This window comes from Bordetella genomosp. 10, assembly GCF_002261225.1.
Taxonomy (GTDB): Bacteria; Pseudomonadota; Gammaproteobacteria; order Burkholderiales; family Burkholderiaceae_B; genus Bordetella_C.
On sequence record NZ_NEVM01000001.1, the window covers coordinates 2072357 to 2087632 of the forward strand.

At 69.1% G+C, this 15276-nt stretch carries 14 protein-coding genes; 13 read left to right on the forward strand and 1 reads right to left on the reverse strand.

What is annotated here, in order from left to right; translation table 11 throughout:
- The first annotated feature begins 23 nt into the window (after positions 1 to 23).
- The 12 genes from hisC (at position 24) to cysM (ending at position 12398) form a co-directional block, all read left to right on the forward strand.
- Positions 24 to 1145, forward strand: coding sequence for a histidinol-phosphate transaminase (gene hisC, locus CAL29_RS09040; protein ID WP_094852536.1), 1122 nt, complete (start codon positions 24 to 26; stop codon positions 1143 to 1145).
- Entirely contained in the window at positions 1142 to 2026 is an 885-nt protein-coding gene (locus CAL29_RS09045; protein WP_094852537.1) for a prephenate dehydrogenase, read from the forward strand. Before hisC ends, CAL29_RS09045 begins: the two co-directional genes overlap by 4 nt.
- Positions 2023 to 3369 (forward strand): 3-phosphoshikimate 1-carboxyvinyltransferase, encoded by a 1347-nt coding sequence (gene aroA / locus CAL29_RS09050; protein WP_094852538.1) that lies wholly within the window; start codon positions 2023 to 2025, stop codon positions 3367 to 3369. The genes CAL29_RS09045 and aroA overlap by 4 nt, the downstream gene beginning before the upstream one ends.
- Before the next feature lie 145 nt (positions 3370 to 3514).
- The gene (gene cmk, locus CAL29_RS09055) at positions 3515 to 4186 is read left to right on the forward strand and encodes a (d)CMP kinase (protein ID WP_094852539.1); all 672 of its coding nucleotides are present in this window, start codon (positions 3515 to 3517) and stop codon (positions 4184 to 4186) included.
- Positions 4187 to 4322: 136 nt separating this feature from the next.
- Positions 4323 to 6047, forward strand: a complete 1725-nt coding sequence (rpsA, locus tag CAL29_RS09060) for a 30S ribosomal protein S1 (RefSeq protein WP_373559709.1) — start codon at positions 4323 to 4325, stop codon at positions 6045 to 6047.
- A 6-nt stretch (positions 6048 to 6053) separates the two neighbouring features.
- A complete protein-coding gene (locus tag CAL29_RS09065) occupies positions 6054 to 6422 on the forward strand; it encodes an integration host factor subunit beta (protein WP_094852541.1) in 369 nt (122 codons plus the stop codon).
- A gap of 193 nt (positions 6423 to 6615) precedes the next feature.
- Entirely contained in the window at positions 6616 to 6936 is a 321-nt protein-coding gene (locus CAL29_RS09070) for a LapA family protein (RefSeq protein WP_094852542.1), read from the forward strand.
- 210 nt (positions 6937 to 7146) lie between these two features.
- Positions 7147 to 8367 carry a lipopolysaccharide assembly protein LapB gene (gene lapB / locus CAL29_RS09075; protein WP_094852543.1) on the forward strand — a complete coding sequence of 407 codons (1221 nt, stop codon included), beginning with the start codon at positions 7147 to 7149 and terminating at the stop codon, positions 8365 to 8367.
- Positions 8364 to 9302 (forward strand): D-glycero-beta-D-manno-heptose-7-phosphate kinase, encoded by a 939-nt coding sequence (gene rfaE1 / locus CAL29_RS09080; protein ID WP_094852544.1) that lies wholly within the window; start codon positions 8364 to 8366, stop codon positions 9300 to 9302. Before lapB ends, rfaE1 begins: the two co-directional genes overlap by 4 nt.
- Positions 9299 to 10294 carry an ADP-glyceromanno-heptose 6-epimerase gene (rfaD, locus tag CAL29_RS09085; RefSeq protein WP_094852545.1) on the forward strand — a complete coding sequence of 332 codons (996 nt, stop codon included), beginning with the start codon at positions 9299 to 9301 and terminating at the stop codon, positions 10292 to 10294. Before rfaE1 ends, rfaD begins: the two co-directional genes overlap by 4 nt.
- 156 nt (positions 10295 to 10450) lie before the next feature.
- On the forward strand, positions 10451 to 11203 hold the full coding sequence (locus tag CAL29_RS09095) for a ComEA family DNA-binding protein (protein ID WP_256977273.1): 753 nt from the start codon (positions 10451 to 10453) through the stop codon (positions 11201 to 11203).
- A gap of 280 nt (positions 11204 to 11483) precedes the next feature.
- Entirely contained in the window at positions 11484 to 12398 is a 915-nt protein-coding gene (gene cysM / locus CAL29_RS09100; protein WP_094852814.1) for a cysteine synthase CysM, read from the forward strand.
- On the opposite strand, the gene CAL29_RS09105 is transcribed toward cysM, so the two are convergent.
- Positions 12368 to 13363: a LysR substrate-binding domain-containing protein gene (locus CAL29_RS09105; protein ID WP_094852547.1), complete on the reverse strand. Its 996-nt coding sequence runs from the start codon at positions 13361 to 13363 to the stop codon at positions 12368 to 12370. The genes cysM and CAL29_RS09105 overlap by 31 nt on opposite strands.
- Positions 13364 to 13548: 185 nt before the next feature.
- Between CAL29_RS09105 and CAL29_RS09110 the strand changes: the two genes are divergently transcribed.
- On the forward strand, positions 13549 to 15264 hold the full coding sequence (locus CAL29_RS09110; RefSeq protein WP_179283951.1) for a rhodanese-like domain-containing protein: 1716 nt from the start codon (positions 13549 to 13551) through the stop codon (positions 15262 to 15264).
- Positions 15265 to 15276 lie beyond the last annotated feature (12 nt).

Genomic DNA, 15276 nt, shown 5'->3' on the forward strand with positions numbered 1-15276 from the left:
CGTCCCTTATCTCCGGCAAGTCCATGACGACCGATAACAATACCTACGACGCTCCCGCGCATGTCACCGCCATCGCTCCCTACCAGGCGGGCAAGCCCATCGAGGAACTGGCGCGCGAATTCGGGCTGGACCCGGCGCGCATCGTCAAGCTGGCGTCCAACGAGAACCCGCTGGGCATTCCCGAGTCGGCGCGCCAGGCCATGCTCAAGGCGGCGGGCGGCCTGGGCCGCTATCCGGACCCCAACGGTTTCGACCTGAAGTCGGCGCTGTCCAGGCGCTACAGCCTGCCGCTGGAATGGATCACGCTGGGCAACGGCTCGAACGACATCCTCGAACTGGTGGCCCTGGCCTTGCTGGACGAGGGCACCTCGGCGGTCTACGCGCAGCATTCCTTCGCGGTCTACCGCCTGGCGACGCAGGCGCGCGGCGCCCGCCACATCGTGGTGCCGGCGCGCGACTACGGCCATGACCTGGACGCCATGCTGGCGGCCATCGAGGCCGATACGCGCGTCGTCTTCATCGCCAACCCGAACAATCCCACCGGCACCTTCCAGCCGGCCGCGCGCATCGAGGCCTTCCTGGAGCAGGTGCACGCGCGCCACGGCAACCACGTGGTGGTGGTGCTGGACGAGGCCTACAACGAATACCTGGATCCGGAACTGCGCTTCGACAGCACCATGTGGGTCAAGCGTTTCCCCAACCTGGTGGTGTCGCGCACCTTCTCCAAGGCCTATGGGCTGGCGGGCCTGCGCGTGGGCTTCGCCGCCGCGCAGCCGGGGCTGACCGACATCCTCAACCGCGTGCGTCAGCCTTTCAACGTGAACTCGTTGGCCCAGGCTGCCGCCATCGCGGCCCTGGCCGACACCGAGTTCCAGGCCCGTTCCTACCAGATCAACAAGGAAGGCAAGGCGCAGCTCTGCAAGGCCTTCGACGCGCTCGGCCTGAAGTACGTGCCCAGCTACGGCAATTTCGTGCTGGTGCACGTGGGCGACGCCCCGCGCATCAACCTGGAACTGCTCAAGCGCGGCGTCATCGTGCGGCCGGTGGCCGGCGACGGCCTGCCGGAGTTCCTGCGCGTGAGCATCGGCCTGCCGGAAGAGAACGAAACGTTCATCGCGGCGCTCAAGCAGATCCTGCAATCATGAGCGAGGCGCGTCCGCCCATCCCGGTGCTGGCGGTGGTGGGCGTCGGGCTGATCGGCGGTTCCTACGCGGCGGCGCTGCGCCGCGCCGGCCACGTCGGCCGCGTGCTGGGCGTGGGCCGCAACGCGAAATCGCTGACGCGCGCCTATGAACTGGGCCTGATCGACGACAGCGCCACGGCCGCCGAGGCGGCGGCGCAGGCCGACCTCGTCATGCTGGCCGCGCCGGTCGGCGCCATGGCCCAGGTGCTGGCGGAAATGCGCCCGCACCTGAAGCCGGGCGCGGTCGTCACCGATGCCGGCAGCACCAAGGCCGAGGTCGTGCAGGCCGCGCGCGCCGCGCTGGGCGAGCGCATCGCCTGCTTCGTGCCGGGCCATCCCATCGCCGGCGCCGAGCGTGTCGGCCCGGACGCCGCGGATGCGGAGCTCTATGCCGGCCGCAACGTCATCCTGACGCCCCTGGCGGAAAACGATCCACGCGACGTCGCCCGGGTGCGCGCGTCCTGGGAGGCCTGCGGCGCCCGCGTGCACGAAATGGACGTGGCGTCGCACGACCGCGTGCTGGGCTCCGTCAGCCACATGCCGCATTTCCTGGCGTCGGTCTATGTCGCGCAGGTCGCGCGCAGCGAGGACGCCGCCGAGCGCCTGGCCCTGGCCGGCTCGGGATTTCGGGATTTCACGCGCATCGCCGCCGGTTCGACGGAGATGTGGCGCGACATATTTCTTTCCAACCGCGATGCGATGATGGCCGAGCTTGCCGCCCTGCGCGCGGTGCTGGACAGCGCCGAGCAGGCCCTGGACCGGCGCGACGGCGCCGCCCTGGAGGCGTTGCTGGAAGAAGCCGCGCTTTGCCGGCGCGGTTGGAAATTGGGGGGTACGAAATGAACAGTCTGTCTTATCTGGACCTGCCGCATGCCGCGCAGGCGCGCGGCACGGTGGCCATGCCGGGCTCCAAGAGTATTTCGAACCGCGTGCTGCTGCTGGCCGCGCTGGCGCGGGGAACGACGGAGATCACCGGGTTGCTGGACTCCGACGACACGCGGGTGATGCTGGCGGCGCTGCGCGCGCTGGGCGTGGACGTGGCGGAGCAGGGCGGCGGCCGCGTGACGGTGCAGGGCGCCGGCCGCTTCCCGGCGATTTCGGCCGACCTGTTCCTGGGCAACGCGGGCACCGCCATGCGGCCCCTGACCGCCGCGCTGGCGCTGATGGGCGGCGACTACCGGATGTCCGGCGTTCCGCGCATGCACGAGCGTCCCATCGGCGACCTGGTCGAGGCCTTGCGCGAACTGGGCGCCACGATCGAATACACCGGCCAGCCGGGCTACCCGCCGCTGCGCATCGGCGCGGCCAGCCTGCGCGCCGGCCAGGCCGCGCGCATGCCCGGCAACGTCTCCAGCCAGTTCCTGACGGCCTTGCTGCTGGCCTCGCCCGTCCTGACGGCGACCACCGGCCAGCCCCTGGTCATCGACATCGTCGGCGACCTGATTTCCAAGCCCTATATCGAGATCACGCTCAACCTGATGGCGCGCTACGGCGTGCGGGTGGCGCGCGAGGGCTGGAGCCGCTTCACCGTCCCGGCCGACGCCCGTTACGTCAGCCCCGGCCGCATCGCCGTCGAGGGCGACGCCTCGTCGGCCTCGTATTTCCTGGCCCTGGGCGCGGTGGGCGGCGGTCCGGTGCGGGTCACCGGCGTCGGCCGCGACAGCATCCAGGGCGACATCGCCTTCGCCGACACGCTGGAATCCATGGGCGTGCGCATCGAGAGCGGGCCGGACTGGATCGAGGCCAGCGGCGTGCAGGTGGCCCGCGGCGGCAAGCTGCGGGCCTTCGACGCCGATTTCAACCTGATCCCCGACGCCGCCATGACCGCGGCCGCGCTGGCCCTGTTCGCCGACGGCCCTTGCCGCCTGCGCAACATCGGTAGCTGGCGCGTCAAGGAGACCGACCGCATCCACGCCATGCAGACCGAGCTGGAGAAGCTCGGCGCCACGGTCGAATCGGGGCCGGACTGGCTGCGGGTGACGCCGCCGGCGCCCGGCGCCTGGCGTGACGCGCACATCGGGACGTGGGATGATCACCGGATGGCCATGAGCATGTCCCTGGCCGCATTCGGGCCGGCCGCCGTGCGCATCCTGGATCCGGGTTGCGTCAGCAAGACCTTCCCGACGTATTTCGACGTCTATGCCGCCCTGGTGGGCGGCGCGGATCAGCCGGGGGGCATGCCATGAGCGCGCCGGGCCGCCCCAAGCGCGAATCCTCCCTCGGGGAGGGGGTCGCGCAGCGACAGGAGGGTAGTCCAGCGAGCGCGCCGGGCCGCCCCAAGCGCGAATCCTCCCCCGGGGAGGAGGTCGCGCAGCGACAGGAGGGCACGCAATGAACGACGAACTCGCACCCGTCATCACCATCGACGGCCCCACGGCCTCGGGCAAGGGCACCGTCGCCCATGGCGTCGCGCGCCGGCTGGGGTTCGCCGTGCTGGACAGCGGCGCGCTCTACCGCCTGACCGCGCTGGCCAGCCTGCGGCGCGGCATCCCGCCCACGGATGAGCAGGCCGTGGCGGAGGTGGCCGAGGCGCTGGACGTGCGCTTCGACGGCGGCCACATCTACCTGGAAGGCCACGAGGCCGGCCACGATATCCGCCAGGAGCAGGTCGGCAACTTCGCTTCCCAGGTGGCGGCCTTCGGTTCCGTGCGCCAGGCGCTGCTGGCGCGCCAGCGCGCTTTTCGCCGCGCGCCGGGCCTGGTGGCCGACGGCCGGGATATGGGGACGGTGGTCTTCCCCGACGCCGCCCTGAAAGTGTTCCTGGTGGCGGACGTCAACGCGCGCGCGGAGAGACGGCGTAAGCAGTTGATGGAAAAGGGGATTTCTGCTAAATTGCAAGACCTGCTGCGCGATATGCGCGAGCGTGACGCGCGCGATACGCAGCGATCCGTGGCGCCCCTGGCCCCGGCGGCCGATACCCACACGCTGGATTCTTCCAGGATGACCGCGCAGGAAACGGTGCAGGCCATCATGGATCTCTGGCGGGCCAAGGCCCCCTCCTGATTTTGCAGTACATGGCAGTAAACGCCCCGTTCGCGGCGCGCCCGGCATGGCCGGCCGCCAAGAGCGGAATTGTTTAACTCCGCTGTCCCGGATGTTGCGTGACGGCGTGTTCTCAACCTGGCCCAATCCCGGGCCTATGGACCTAACCTTAATGTCTTCTCTTCCCAACACCACCGGCGGCGAAAGCTTTGCCGACCTGTTCGCTCAAAGCCTCCAGAACCAGGACATGAAGTCCGGCGAGGTCATCAGCGCCGAAGTCGTTCGCATCGACCACAATTTCGTCGTCGTCAACGCCGGCCTGAAGTCCGAAGCGCTGATCCCCCTGGAAGAGTTCCTGAACGACCAGGGCGAACTCGAAGTCCAACCGGGCGACTTCGTCTCGGTGGCGATCGACTCGCTCGAAAACGGCTACGGCGACACCATCCTGTCGCGTGACCGCGCCAAGCGCCTGTCGGCCTGGCTGCAACTGGAACAAGCCCTGGAAAACGGCGAACTGGTCACCGGCACCATCACCGGCAAGGTGAAGGGCGGCCTGACGGTCATGACCAACGGCATCCGCGCCTTCCTGCCCGGCTCGCTGGTCGACCTGCGTCCCGTCAAGGACACCACGCCGTACGAAGGCAAGACCCTCGAATTCAAGGTCATCAAGCTCGACCGCAAGCGCAACAACGTCGTGCTGTCGCGCCGCCAGGTGCTGGAAGCCAGCATGGGCGAAGAGCGCCAGAAGCTGCTCGAAACCCTGCACGAAGGCGCGGTGGTCAAGGGCGTGGTCAAGAACATCACCGACTACGGCGCGTTCGTCGACCTCGGCGGCATCGATGGCCTGCTGCACATCACCGACATGGCCTGGCGCCGTGTCCGCCACCCCTCCGAAGTCCTGCAAGTGGGTCAGGAAGTCGAAGCCAAGGTGCTCAAGTTCGACCAGGAAAAGAGCCGCGTCTCGCTGGGCGTCAAGCAACTGGGCGAAGATCCGTGGGTCGGCCTGGCCCGCCGCTATCCGCAAGGCACCCGCCTGTTCGGCAAGGTCACCAACCTGACCGACTACGGCGCGTTCGTCGAAGTGGAAGCCGGCATCGAAGGCCTGGTGCACGTGTCGGAAATGGACTGGACCAACAAGAACGTCGATCCGCGCAAGGTTGTCACCCTGGGCGAAGAAGTCGAAGTCATGGTCCTGGAAATCGACGAAGACCGTCGCCGTATCTCCCTGGGCATGAAGCAGTGCCGCCAGAATCCGTGGGAAGAGTTCGCCACGAACTTCAAGCGCGGCGACAAGGTTTCGGGCGCGATCAAGTCGATCACCGACTTCGGCGTGTTCGTCGGCCTGCCCGGCGGCATCGACGGCCTGGTGCACCTGTCCGACCTGTCGTGGACGGAAACCGGCGAAGAAGCCGTGCGCAACTTCAAGAAGGGCGACGAGATCGAAGCCGTGGTCCTGGGCATCGATACCGACAAGGAACGCATCTCGCTGGGCATCAAGCAGCTCGAAGGCGACCCCTTCAACAACTTCGTCGCGACCTACGACAAGGGCGCCGTGGTTCCGGGCACCGTCAAGTCGGTCGAAGCCAAGGGCGCCGTGGTGACCCTGTCGGTGGACGTCGAAGGCTACCTGCGCGCCTCGGAAATCTCGTCGGGCCGCGTGGAAGACGCGACGACCGTGCTGAAGGCCGGCGACAACATCGAAGCCATGATCATCAACATCGACCGCAAGACGCGTTCGATCCAGTTGTCGATCAAGGCGCGCGACAACGCCGAGACCGCCGATACCCTGCAGCGCATGTCGGATGCCAGCGCTTCGTCGGGCACCACCAACCTGGGTGCCCTGCTGAAGGCCAAGCTGGACCAGCAGCGCAACGACGGTTAATGCGACGTGACCAAGTCGGAGCTGATCACCGCCTTGGCGGCCCGCTATCCGCAACTGGCCGCGCGTGACATCGTCTACGCAGTCAAGACCATGCTGGATGCAATGGCCCAGGCCCTGGCCTCGGGTCAGCGCATCGAGATCCGTGGTTTCGGCAGCTTCTCGTTGTCGCAGCGGTCGCCGCGCGTGGGCCGCAATCCCAAGTCCGGCGAGCAGGTGCTGGTGCCTGGCAAACAGGTGCCTCACTTCAAGGCCGGCAAGGAATTGCGCGAGCGTGTCGATCTGGTCGCCGACCCCTCGGATTCGGACGGCAAGTCTTCTTCGGAAGGCGCCTCCGATCCGGTCCGGTCGGACCTGGACCTGCACGCCATGCATTGAACAGGTGGCGTAGCCTCCCGAGGCAGATCCGCCCCCGTCTTGTCGTCTCAAAGCAGAAGACCCCTTTGCCGGGGTCTTTTGCTTTTGGGGGCCCGCGCTTGATCGCCGGCAGGCCGGATGTTCCGTGACCCCGCCCCGGCATTTCCGCTTCGCTTACAATCACTGGTTCCGCTGTTTCCCTGGAGTACGCGACATGCGCTACCTGGTCTGGGCACTGAGATTGATCGTGTTTATCGTGGTGCTGATGTTCGCGCTGAAGAACACCAATCCGGTCGCCGTCAATTTCTATAACGACTACGTCGTGCACGACGTGCCGCTGATCGTGGTCATGCTGATCACCTTCGTCGTCGGCGCCATCTTCGGCCTGCTGCTGACGGTGCCCGCGTCGATGCGCCGCCGCCGCGAGGCGCAGCGCCTGCGCCGCGAGCTGGACCGCGTCCAGGCGGCCGTCAATGGCCAGCAGGCCCCGGCCGACGTGGCGCCGGAAACCATCGCGCCGATGTCGCCGCTCTGATGGCGGCCAGCGCCGGATTTTTCCTTCAACGCGCTTGCGCGCGTCCGGTTTCTTTTTGCCGCCGGGCCGCCAGGGGAGGCCCACCCCGTACCCGCTTTGCGGGCCCCCTCGAGGGGGCGGCGTTGGCGGACCGGCGTAGCCGGATCCGCTACGCCCTGGATGGGCGTCGAAGCTTGCGCCCGGCTTTTTTCTGTTTTGAGAGCGCGCATCGTGGATTTTGAACCTTGGTGGCTGATTTTCGTCCCCGTCCTGTTTGCCCTGGGCTGGCTGGCGGCGCGGTTCGATATCCGGCAGATGTTGTCGGAGACGCGCGTCCTGCCCGACTCCTATTTCCGCGGCCTGAACTTCCTGCTCAATGAAGAGCCGGACCGCGCCATCGACGCCTTCGTCGAGGTCGCCAAGCTCGACCCGGAAACCACCGAGCTGCATTTCGCCCTGGGCAGCCTGTTCCGGCGCCGCGGGGAAATGGAGCGCGCCATCCGCGTGCACCAGAGCCTGCTGAACCGCGCCGACCTGCCGACGGCGGAGCGCGAGCACGCCCAGCACGAGTTGTCGCAGGACTTCCTCAAGGCCGGCATGCTGGACCGCGCGGAAGCCGGCTTCAAGGCCCTGGCCGACAGCCGCTACGCCCTGGACGCCTTGCGCTCGCTCATCCGCATCTACGAATCCGAACACGACTGGCCGCGCGCCATCGAGGCGGTGAAGACCCTGCGCGGCCTGGTCGACGAGCCGGTGCCGCAACTGGTGCACTACCACTGCGAGCAGGCGCAGACCGCGCTGTCGCAGAAACCGCCCAATGTCGATGCCGCGCAGGTGGCGCTGGACGCCGCCGACCACGCGGCCAGCGTCTCCGCCAAGGGCCAGCCCGCCAGCAAGGCGTCGCTGGTGCGCATCGCCATGCTGCGGGCGGCGCTGGCGCGCCTGGAAGGCGATACCAAGCTGGAGCGCATGCACCTGGAGTCCGTGCTCACCGACGAGCCGGAATTCGCCGGCCTGGTGGCCGAGGCGCTGCTCGAGAGCTATCGCCAGGCGGGCGAATCGGCCCAGGTGCTGGACCTGCTGCAAAAGCAGTACGCCAAGCATCCGTCCCTGGACCTGTTCAACATCATCTTCCGCGAGCTGCGGGCGCAGCAAGGCTCGGGGCCCGCCTGGGCCTTCGCGCGCGGCGCCTTGCGCCTGCATCCCTCGCTGCTGGGCCTGGATCGCCTGCTGGAAGCCGAGCTGTCCGCGCCGGACGGGGAGGAGGACACCAGCCCGGTGCCGGGCGCGGACCTTACCCTGCTGCGCAGCCTGATCCATAAACACACCCAGCGCCTGGACCGCTACGCCTGCCGGAATTGCGGATTCCAGGCGCGCCGCTACTATTGGCAATGTCCCGGCTGCAACGCCTGGGAAACCTATTCGCCGCGCCGGCTGGAAGAACTGGAATGAGCACCTTTCCCGTGGACGCCATCGCCCGCCGCCGTATCCTGGTGGTCGGCGACGTGATGCTGGACCGCTACTGGTTCGGCGAGGTCGACCGCATCTCGCCGGAAGCGCCGGTGCCCGTGGTGCGCGTGGCGCGCCGCGAGGACCGCCTGGGCGGCGCCGCCAACGTGGCGCGCAATATCGTGGCGCTGGGCGCGCAGGCGACGCTGGTGGGCATCGTCGGCGCCGACGAGGCCGGCGGCTGCATCCATCGCCTGGCCGGAGAGGCGGGCATCCAGGCGGCGCTGGTCGCCGACGCCGGCCATCCGACCACGCTGAAAATGCGCGTGCTGGGCCGCCAGCAGCAACTGCTGCGCGTCGATTTCGAGGAACATCCCGGGGCCGTGGCCCTGGACGGCGTCGACGCCGAGGTGGCGAGCCACCTGGCCGGCCACGACGTGGTGGTGCTGTCGGACTACGCCAAGGGCGCGCTGACGCGGGTCCAGGGCCTGATCGCCGCCGCGCGCGCCGCCGGCGTGCCGGTGCTGGTCGACCCCAAGGGCGACAACTACGCGCCTTATCGGGGCGCCACGCTGGTGACGCCCAACCGTTCGGAAATGCAGCAGGCGGTGGGGCGCTGGCAGTCGGAAGCGGACCTGGACCAGCGCGCCCAGCGGCTGCGCGGCCAACTGGACCTGGAAGCCCTGCTGGTGACGCGGTCCGAGCAGGGCATGACCTTGTTCACCGCCGCCGGCCGCGAGCACGTGGATGCCCAGGCGCATGAAGTGTTCGACGTGTCGGGCGCGGGGGATACCGTGCTGGCCACGCTGGCCGTCACGCGCGCGGTGGGCATGGACTGGCCCGACGCCATGCGCTGGGCCAACCGCGCGGGCGGCATCGTGGTCGGGAAACTGGGCACATCCACCGTCAGCGCGCAGGAATTGGGAGAACTATCATGATCGTAGTGACCGGCGCGGCCGGCTTTATCGGCAGCAATCTGGTGCGCGGACTGAACCGCCGCGGTATCCGCGACGTCATCGCGGTCGACGATCTGACTGAGGGCGACAAGTTCGTCAATCTGGTCGATTGCCAGATCGTCGACTACATGGACAAGGACGCCTTCCGCCGGCGCGTCCAGTCCGGCGACCTGCCGGAACTGCGCGCCGTGCTGCACCAGGGCGCCTGCTCGGACACCACCGAGCGCAACGGCCGCTACATGATGGACAACAACTACCGCGTGACCCGCGAGTTGTTCGAGTACTGCCAGGGCCAGTGCGTGCCTTTCCTGTATGCGTCCTCGGCCGCCACCTACGGTTCGCCCCAGGCCTATGCCGAGGATCCCGCCAACGAGGCGCCCCTGAACGTCTACGGCTATTCCAAGCTGCTGTTCGACCAGGTGCTGCGCACGCGCCTGCATGCGCTGACCGCCCAGGCGGTGGGCCTGCGCTATTTCAACGTCTACGGTCCGCACGAGCAGCACAAGGGCCGCATGGCGTCGGTGGCCTTCCACAACATGAACCAGTTCCTGGCCGAAGGGCACGTGCGCCTGTTCGAGGGCTGGGACGGCTACGAGAACGGCGGCCAGAGCCGGGATTTCATCTCGGTGGAGGACGTGGTCGCGGTCAACCTGCATTTCCTCGACAATCCGGACAAGTCGGGCATCTTCAACTGCGGCACGGGCCGGGCCCAGCCGTTCAACGACGTCGCGGCGGCCGTGGTCAATGCCTTGCTGGCCGAGCAGGGGCATGCGCCCCAGGCGCTGGAAGCGCTGGTGGCGCAGGGCCTGATCCGCTACATCCCCTTCCCGGACGACCTGAAGGGCCGCTATCAGAGCTTCACGCAGGCCGATACGTCGCGTCTGCGCGCCGCCGGCTTCACGCAGCCCATGCGCGACGTGCAGACGGGCGTGGCGGAATACGTGCGCTACTGGCGCGAGCGCGGCAAGGCCTAGACCGCGTAGTCTCCCGCATGGATGTTTTGCCGACCGGCGGCCTTGCGGGCCGCCCGGCCGGCGCAAGATGGATGGGCGGCGTGCATGCGCGCGCCGCGTTTCCCATTCACCCTTGCGGGCGGCGTCCGGCGTCCGGCGCTCGCCCAGGAGACATCCATGAATCCTTTCCTGCACAACCCCGTGGCCACCGCGTCGCCGGCCGGTCCGGCGATCCCGGCGGCCTCGGTTGACCTCTCAGCCTCGGCAATCTCGACGGACTCGGTTGACCCCTCAGCCTCGGCAATCCCGACGGACTCGGTTGGCCCGGCGGCGGTGATTGCTGCGCGGGCGGCGTCGCCAGCCATGGCGGCCTCGGGAAACCCGGCGATGTGGGCGGCGCCGATCGCCTCGATGGCCGGCGTCGCCGCGGACGATGTCCTGGTAGCCGATGCCAGTAGGTTCGATATGCCGGCGGATCCGTGTTCGGCGCGCGGGACCCCTGCGGGACGGCGCCCCTCACGCCACTGGGGACGCCGGCTCGGCATACTGGCCTTCGCGGCCGGCCTGTCGCTGGCCGCCGCGCCGGTGGCGGCGCTGGACGTGAACACCGCCACCGCGGAACAGTTGCAGACCCTGCGCGGCGTGGGGCCTAAGACCGCCGCCGTCATCGTTCGCGAGCGCCAGCGCGGCGGCAATTTCCTGTCCCTGGAAGACCTGTCCGACCGCGTGCGCGGCATCGGGTCGAAAAAGGCGCGTGCCTTGCAAGATGCGGGCTTGAGCATCGGCGCGGGGGCTGCCGGCGCCGCCGCCGGCAAGCCTGAAGCGCGGGCCGGCGCGCAGCCCGACGCCGGCGCCGGCGTCGCCGAGCAGGGCAAGGCCGCCGGCCGGCCGGGGCGGCAGGGAACGCGGCGGGGAGGGGGCCGGCCCTGACGGCGCCGCCGGCGCGGCCGTGCCCGGCGCCGCTGGCGTGGCCGTGCCTGGCGCCGCCGGTGTGGCCGTGCCGGGAGCCGCCGGCCCAGGCGCGGGCCGCGAAGCGCCATCCCGGCCGCCGGGGCGTGGCCGATAGGCCGGGAAATGCCCGGATGCGCCTGGTCCCGTGGCCGGGTGAGCCTGGTCCGTGACCGGATGCGTCTAGTCCGAATGGCGCGGTATCCCTGGCCCGCGTGCGGCCATGTGCCGCGCCATGCCCGGGGGGCGTTATATTCCCTGCATGAACACCGTCACCTACCCCACTATCGAGCAAACCGTCGGCAATACGCCGCTGGTCCGTCTGCAACGCATTCCCGGCGCCGACAACGAGGCGCGCGGCAATGTCATCCTGGCCAAGCTGGAAGGCAATAACCCGGCCGGCTCCGTCAAGGACCGGCCGGCCCTGTCCATGATCCGCCACGCCGAAGCGCGCGGCGAGATCCGCCCCGGCGACACGCTGATCGAGGCCACCAGCGGCAACACGGGCATCGCCCTGGCCATGGTGGCGGCGATGCGCGGTTATCACATGATCCTCATCATGCCGGACAACCTGTCGCTGGAACGCCGCGCCGCGATGACGGCCTACGGCGCGCAGCTCATCCTGACGCCCGCCGCCAAGGGCGGCATGGAGTACGCGCGCGACCTGGCGCTGGCCATGCAGAGCGAAGGCAAGGGCAAGGTCCTGGACCAGTTCGCCAACCCCGACAACCCGCGCGCCCACATCGAGGGCACCGGGCCCGAGCTATGGACGCAGACCGGCGGCCGCATTACGCACTTCGTCAGCGCCATGGGAACCACCGGCACCATCATGGGCGTCTCGGCCTATCTGAAGTCGCAGAACCCGGCGGTCCAGGTGATCGGTGCCCAGCCGGCCGAAGGGTCGCAGATTCCGGGCATCCGCAAATGGCCGGAAGCCTACCTGCCGGCCATCTTCGACCGCGACCGCGTCGACGGCTACGAGTCCATCGAGCAGGCCGACGCCGAGGCGATGGCGCGCCGCCTGGCCGCGGAAGAGGGCATCTTCGGCGGCATTTCCTCGGCGGGCGCGCTGGTCGCCGCCCTGCGCGTGTCGGCGCGCGTGGAAAACGCCACCATCGTGTTCATCGTCTGCGACCGCGGCGACCGCTATCTGTCGACCGGCGTGTTCAATACCTGAACGCCATCGGCGTCCGGCGGGGAAGGCTGCGCGGCGGCCGGGTTCTGGTGCTGCCCATGCAGGCGCTCGACCGACTGGCGCGTCACCTGCGGCGCCAGGATCTCGATGAAGGCGTAGGCATACGCGCGCAGGTAGTGCTTGCGATTGAGCACGATGAACGTGGTGCTGGTGGAAAACAGGTGGTCCACGTTGATGGCCCGCAGGCCGCGGTCGCGCTTGGGGTCGAACACCAGCTCCGGCAGCACGCACACTCCCAGCCCTTGCTCCACATAGGCCTTCACGACGTCGGCGTTGGTGGCCTTGAGCACCGACGGCGCCTGCTTGCCCAGCCGCTCCAGGGTGTTGAGCACCACGGTGCCGGTCTGCGAGGGTTCGTACAGGACGATGGGATAGCGCGCGATATCGTCGAAGCCGGGCTGTCCCACCTTGAGCAGCGGATGGCCGGTCGACACCAGCAATAGGCGGCGATAGGTCTGGAAGGGGATGCCGTACAGGTCCCCGTGCAGGTCCTTGGCCGAACTGAGGATGCCGATGTCGGCCTGGCCGGCGCGCAAGGTATCGGCGATCTGGCGCCCGCTCTCGGGCCGGATGGTGATATGCACGCGGGGGTAGCGGTCGGCGAACTGGCGCAGGGCCGCCGGCAGGCGGAAGCGCGCCTGCGCGTGGCTGGCGGCGATCGTCAGCGTGCCGCTGTCGTCGGCGCTGTGGGCGCTGGCCAACTGGCGTATCTCATCGATTTCCATCAAGGCCCGCTGCGCGCGCTCGATGATTTCGCTGCCCACCGGCGTGACGGCCGTCAGGCGGTTGCGCTGGCGGGTGAAGATGGTCAGGCCCAGCTCTTCTTCCAGCAGGCGGATCTGCGTGCTCACGCTGGGCTGCGAAATGTGCAGCAACTCCGCCACGCGCGACACCTTGAGATCGCGGCGCGCCACTTCGCAGATGAAGCGCAATTGCTGCAGGTTCATGTTTTCCCCTTGCCGCCGGACCGGCGCCGGCCAGGCCTGCGCGTTTCACGCGTTTCACTATAGGTTTTTCGAATACTCGATCATAAATAAATATTATGAGTTTGCCGAGGCGCTTGCTACCTTCTCGTCATGCCCGCGTCACCTCACCTTGATAGCGCGCGGGCATGCAACCGGGCAGGGAGAATATGGACGCCAGTTTCGCAGCGCCGCGCCGGCATGCCGCGCGCAATGAAAGCAGCGGTGAAGGCAGCGGTTCGGAGGCCAGCCTCGCGTCGGCGCCAGGAGCGGCCCACCTGTCGGAGATCGATCCCGCGCAACTGCGCGCGATGATGGACGACGGCGGCGAGTTCGCCGTGCTGGATGTCCGCGAGGAAGGGGTTTTCGGCCGCGACGGCCATCTCCTGCTCGCCTCCAATCTGCCGCTCAGCCGCCTGGAACGGCTGGCGCCGGCCATGCTTCCCTGTCTCGATGTCCGCATCGTCGTCTGCGACGGCGGCGAGCGCGGCGATGCGCTGGCCCGCGCCGCCGCGCAACGCCTGGCCGACGGCGGCTATCGCCGCGTCCACGTACTGGCGGGAGGCGCCGCCGCCTGGCGGGCGCAGGGATACGCGCTCTACGGCGGCCTGAACACCTACAGCAAGGCCTTCGCCGAACAGCTCGCCCATGTGCGCGACCTGCCGCAGGCCAGCGTCGCCGATCTCGCGGCCTGGCAGGCGCAAGGGCGGCGCGTGCATATGCTGGACTGCCGTCCGGCGGCGGAGTTTCGCCGCATGACCATTCCCGGCGCCGTCAATTATCCGGGCATGGAGCTGGCCTATCGCGCGGCCCAGTTGGCGCCGGCCGACGACATCGTCCTGGTGAATTGCGCCGGCCGCACCCGCAGCCTGATGGCGACCCAGACCCTGCTCGAGGTCGGCGCGCGCAATCCGGTGTTCGCCCTGCAGGGCGGCACCATGGGCTGGGCCCTGGACGGCAGAGAGCTGGCGTACGGCGCCGTTTCCGCCTGCCCGCCGCTGGCGCCCGCGTCGCGCGCCGCCGCGGCCGAGGCGGCGCAACGGCTGGCCGGGAGACATGGCATCGCGAGCATGGACCTGGCCGCGCTGGACGCGCTGCGCGCCGAGGCCGGCCGCACCGTGTACCTGTTCGACGTCCGCACGCCGGAGGAATACGCGGCCGGCCATCTCGCCGGGGCAGTGGGCATAGGCGGCGCCCAGTTGGTGCATGCGCTGGATGTCTGGGCGCCGGTGCGCAACGCCGTCGTCGTGCTGTCCGACGACGATGGCGCGCGCGCCGTCTTCACGGCGATGTGGCTGAAACAGATGGAGTGGCACGACGTGCGCGTGCTGCGGGCCGCGGCGGCCGAATTCCGCGAGCGCGGCGCGGCGCCGTCTCGCGCGCCGCTGAACATCGCTCGAGCCCAAGCGGCCTTGCGTGCGCCGGATGCCGCCGCCGCCTTGCAGGCGCGTGGCGAGGCCGCGATCGTCGATATCGAGGACAGCATGTCCTACAAGCGTTCCCACATCGCCGGCGCCTGGCACGCGGTGCGCGCGCGCCTGGCGGACAGCTTGCCGGCGATCGTCGCCGGCGGGCCGCCGCGCGAACTGATCCTGACGTGCGCGGACGGCCAACTGGCGCGCATCGCCTGCGCCGAACTGAGCGCCCTGACCGATGCGCCGGTGAGCGCGCTGGAAGGCGGCACCGCCGCTTGGGCCGCGGCCGGCCTGCCCCTGGCCGAGGGCGCCGAGCGCCTGAGCGGCCCGGACGACGACGTGTGGCTGCGCGCGCACCAGCGGGCCGGCGACACGCGCAAGGCCATGCTGGAGTATCTGGACTGGGAAGAAGGGCTGGTCGCCGCCGTCGCGGCCGACGCCGATTTCCGCTTTCGGGAGTTCCTGGGCTGAGGGCGCGGTCCC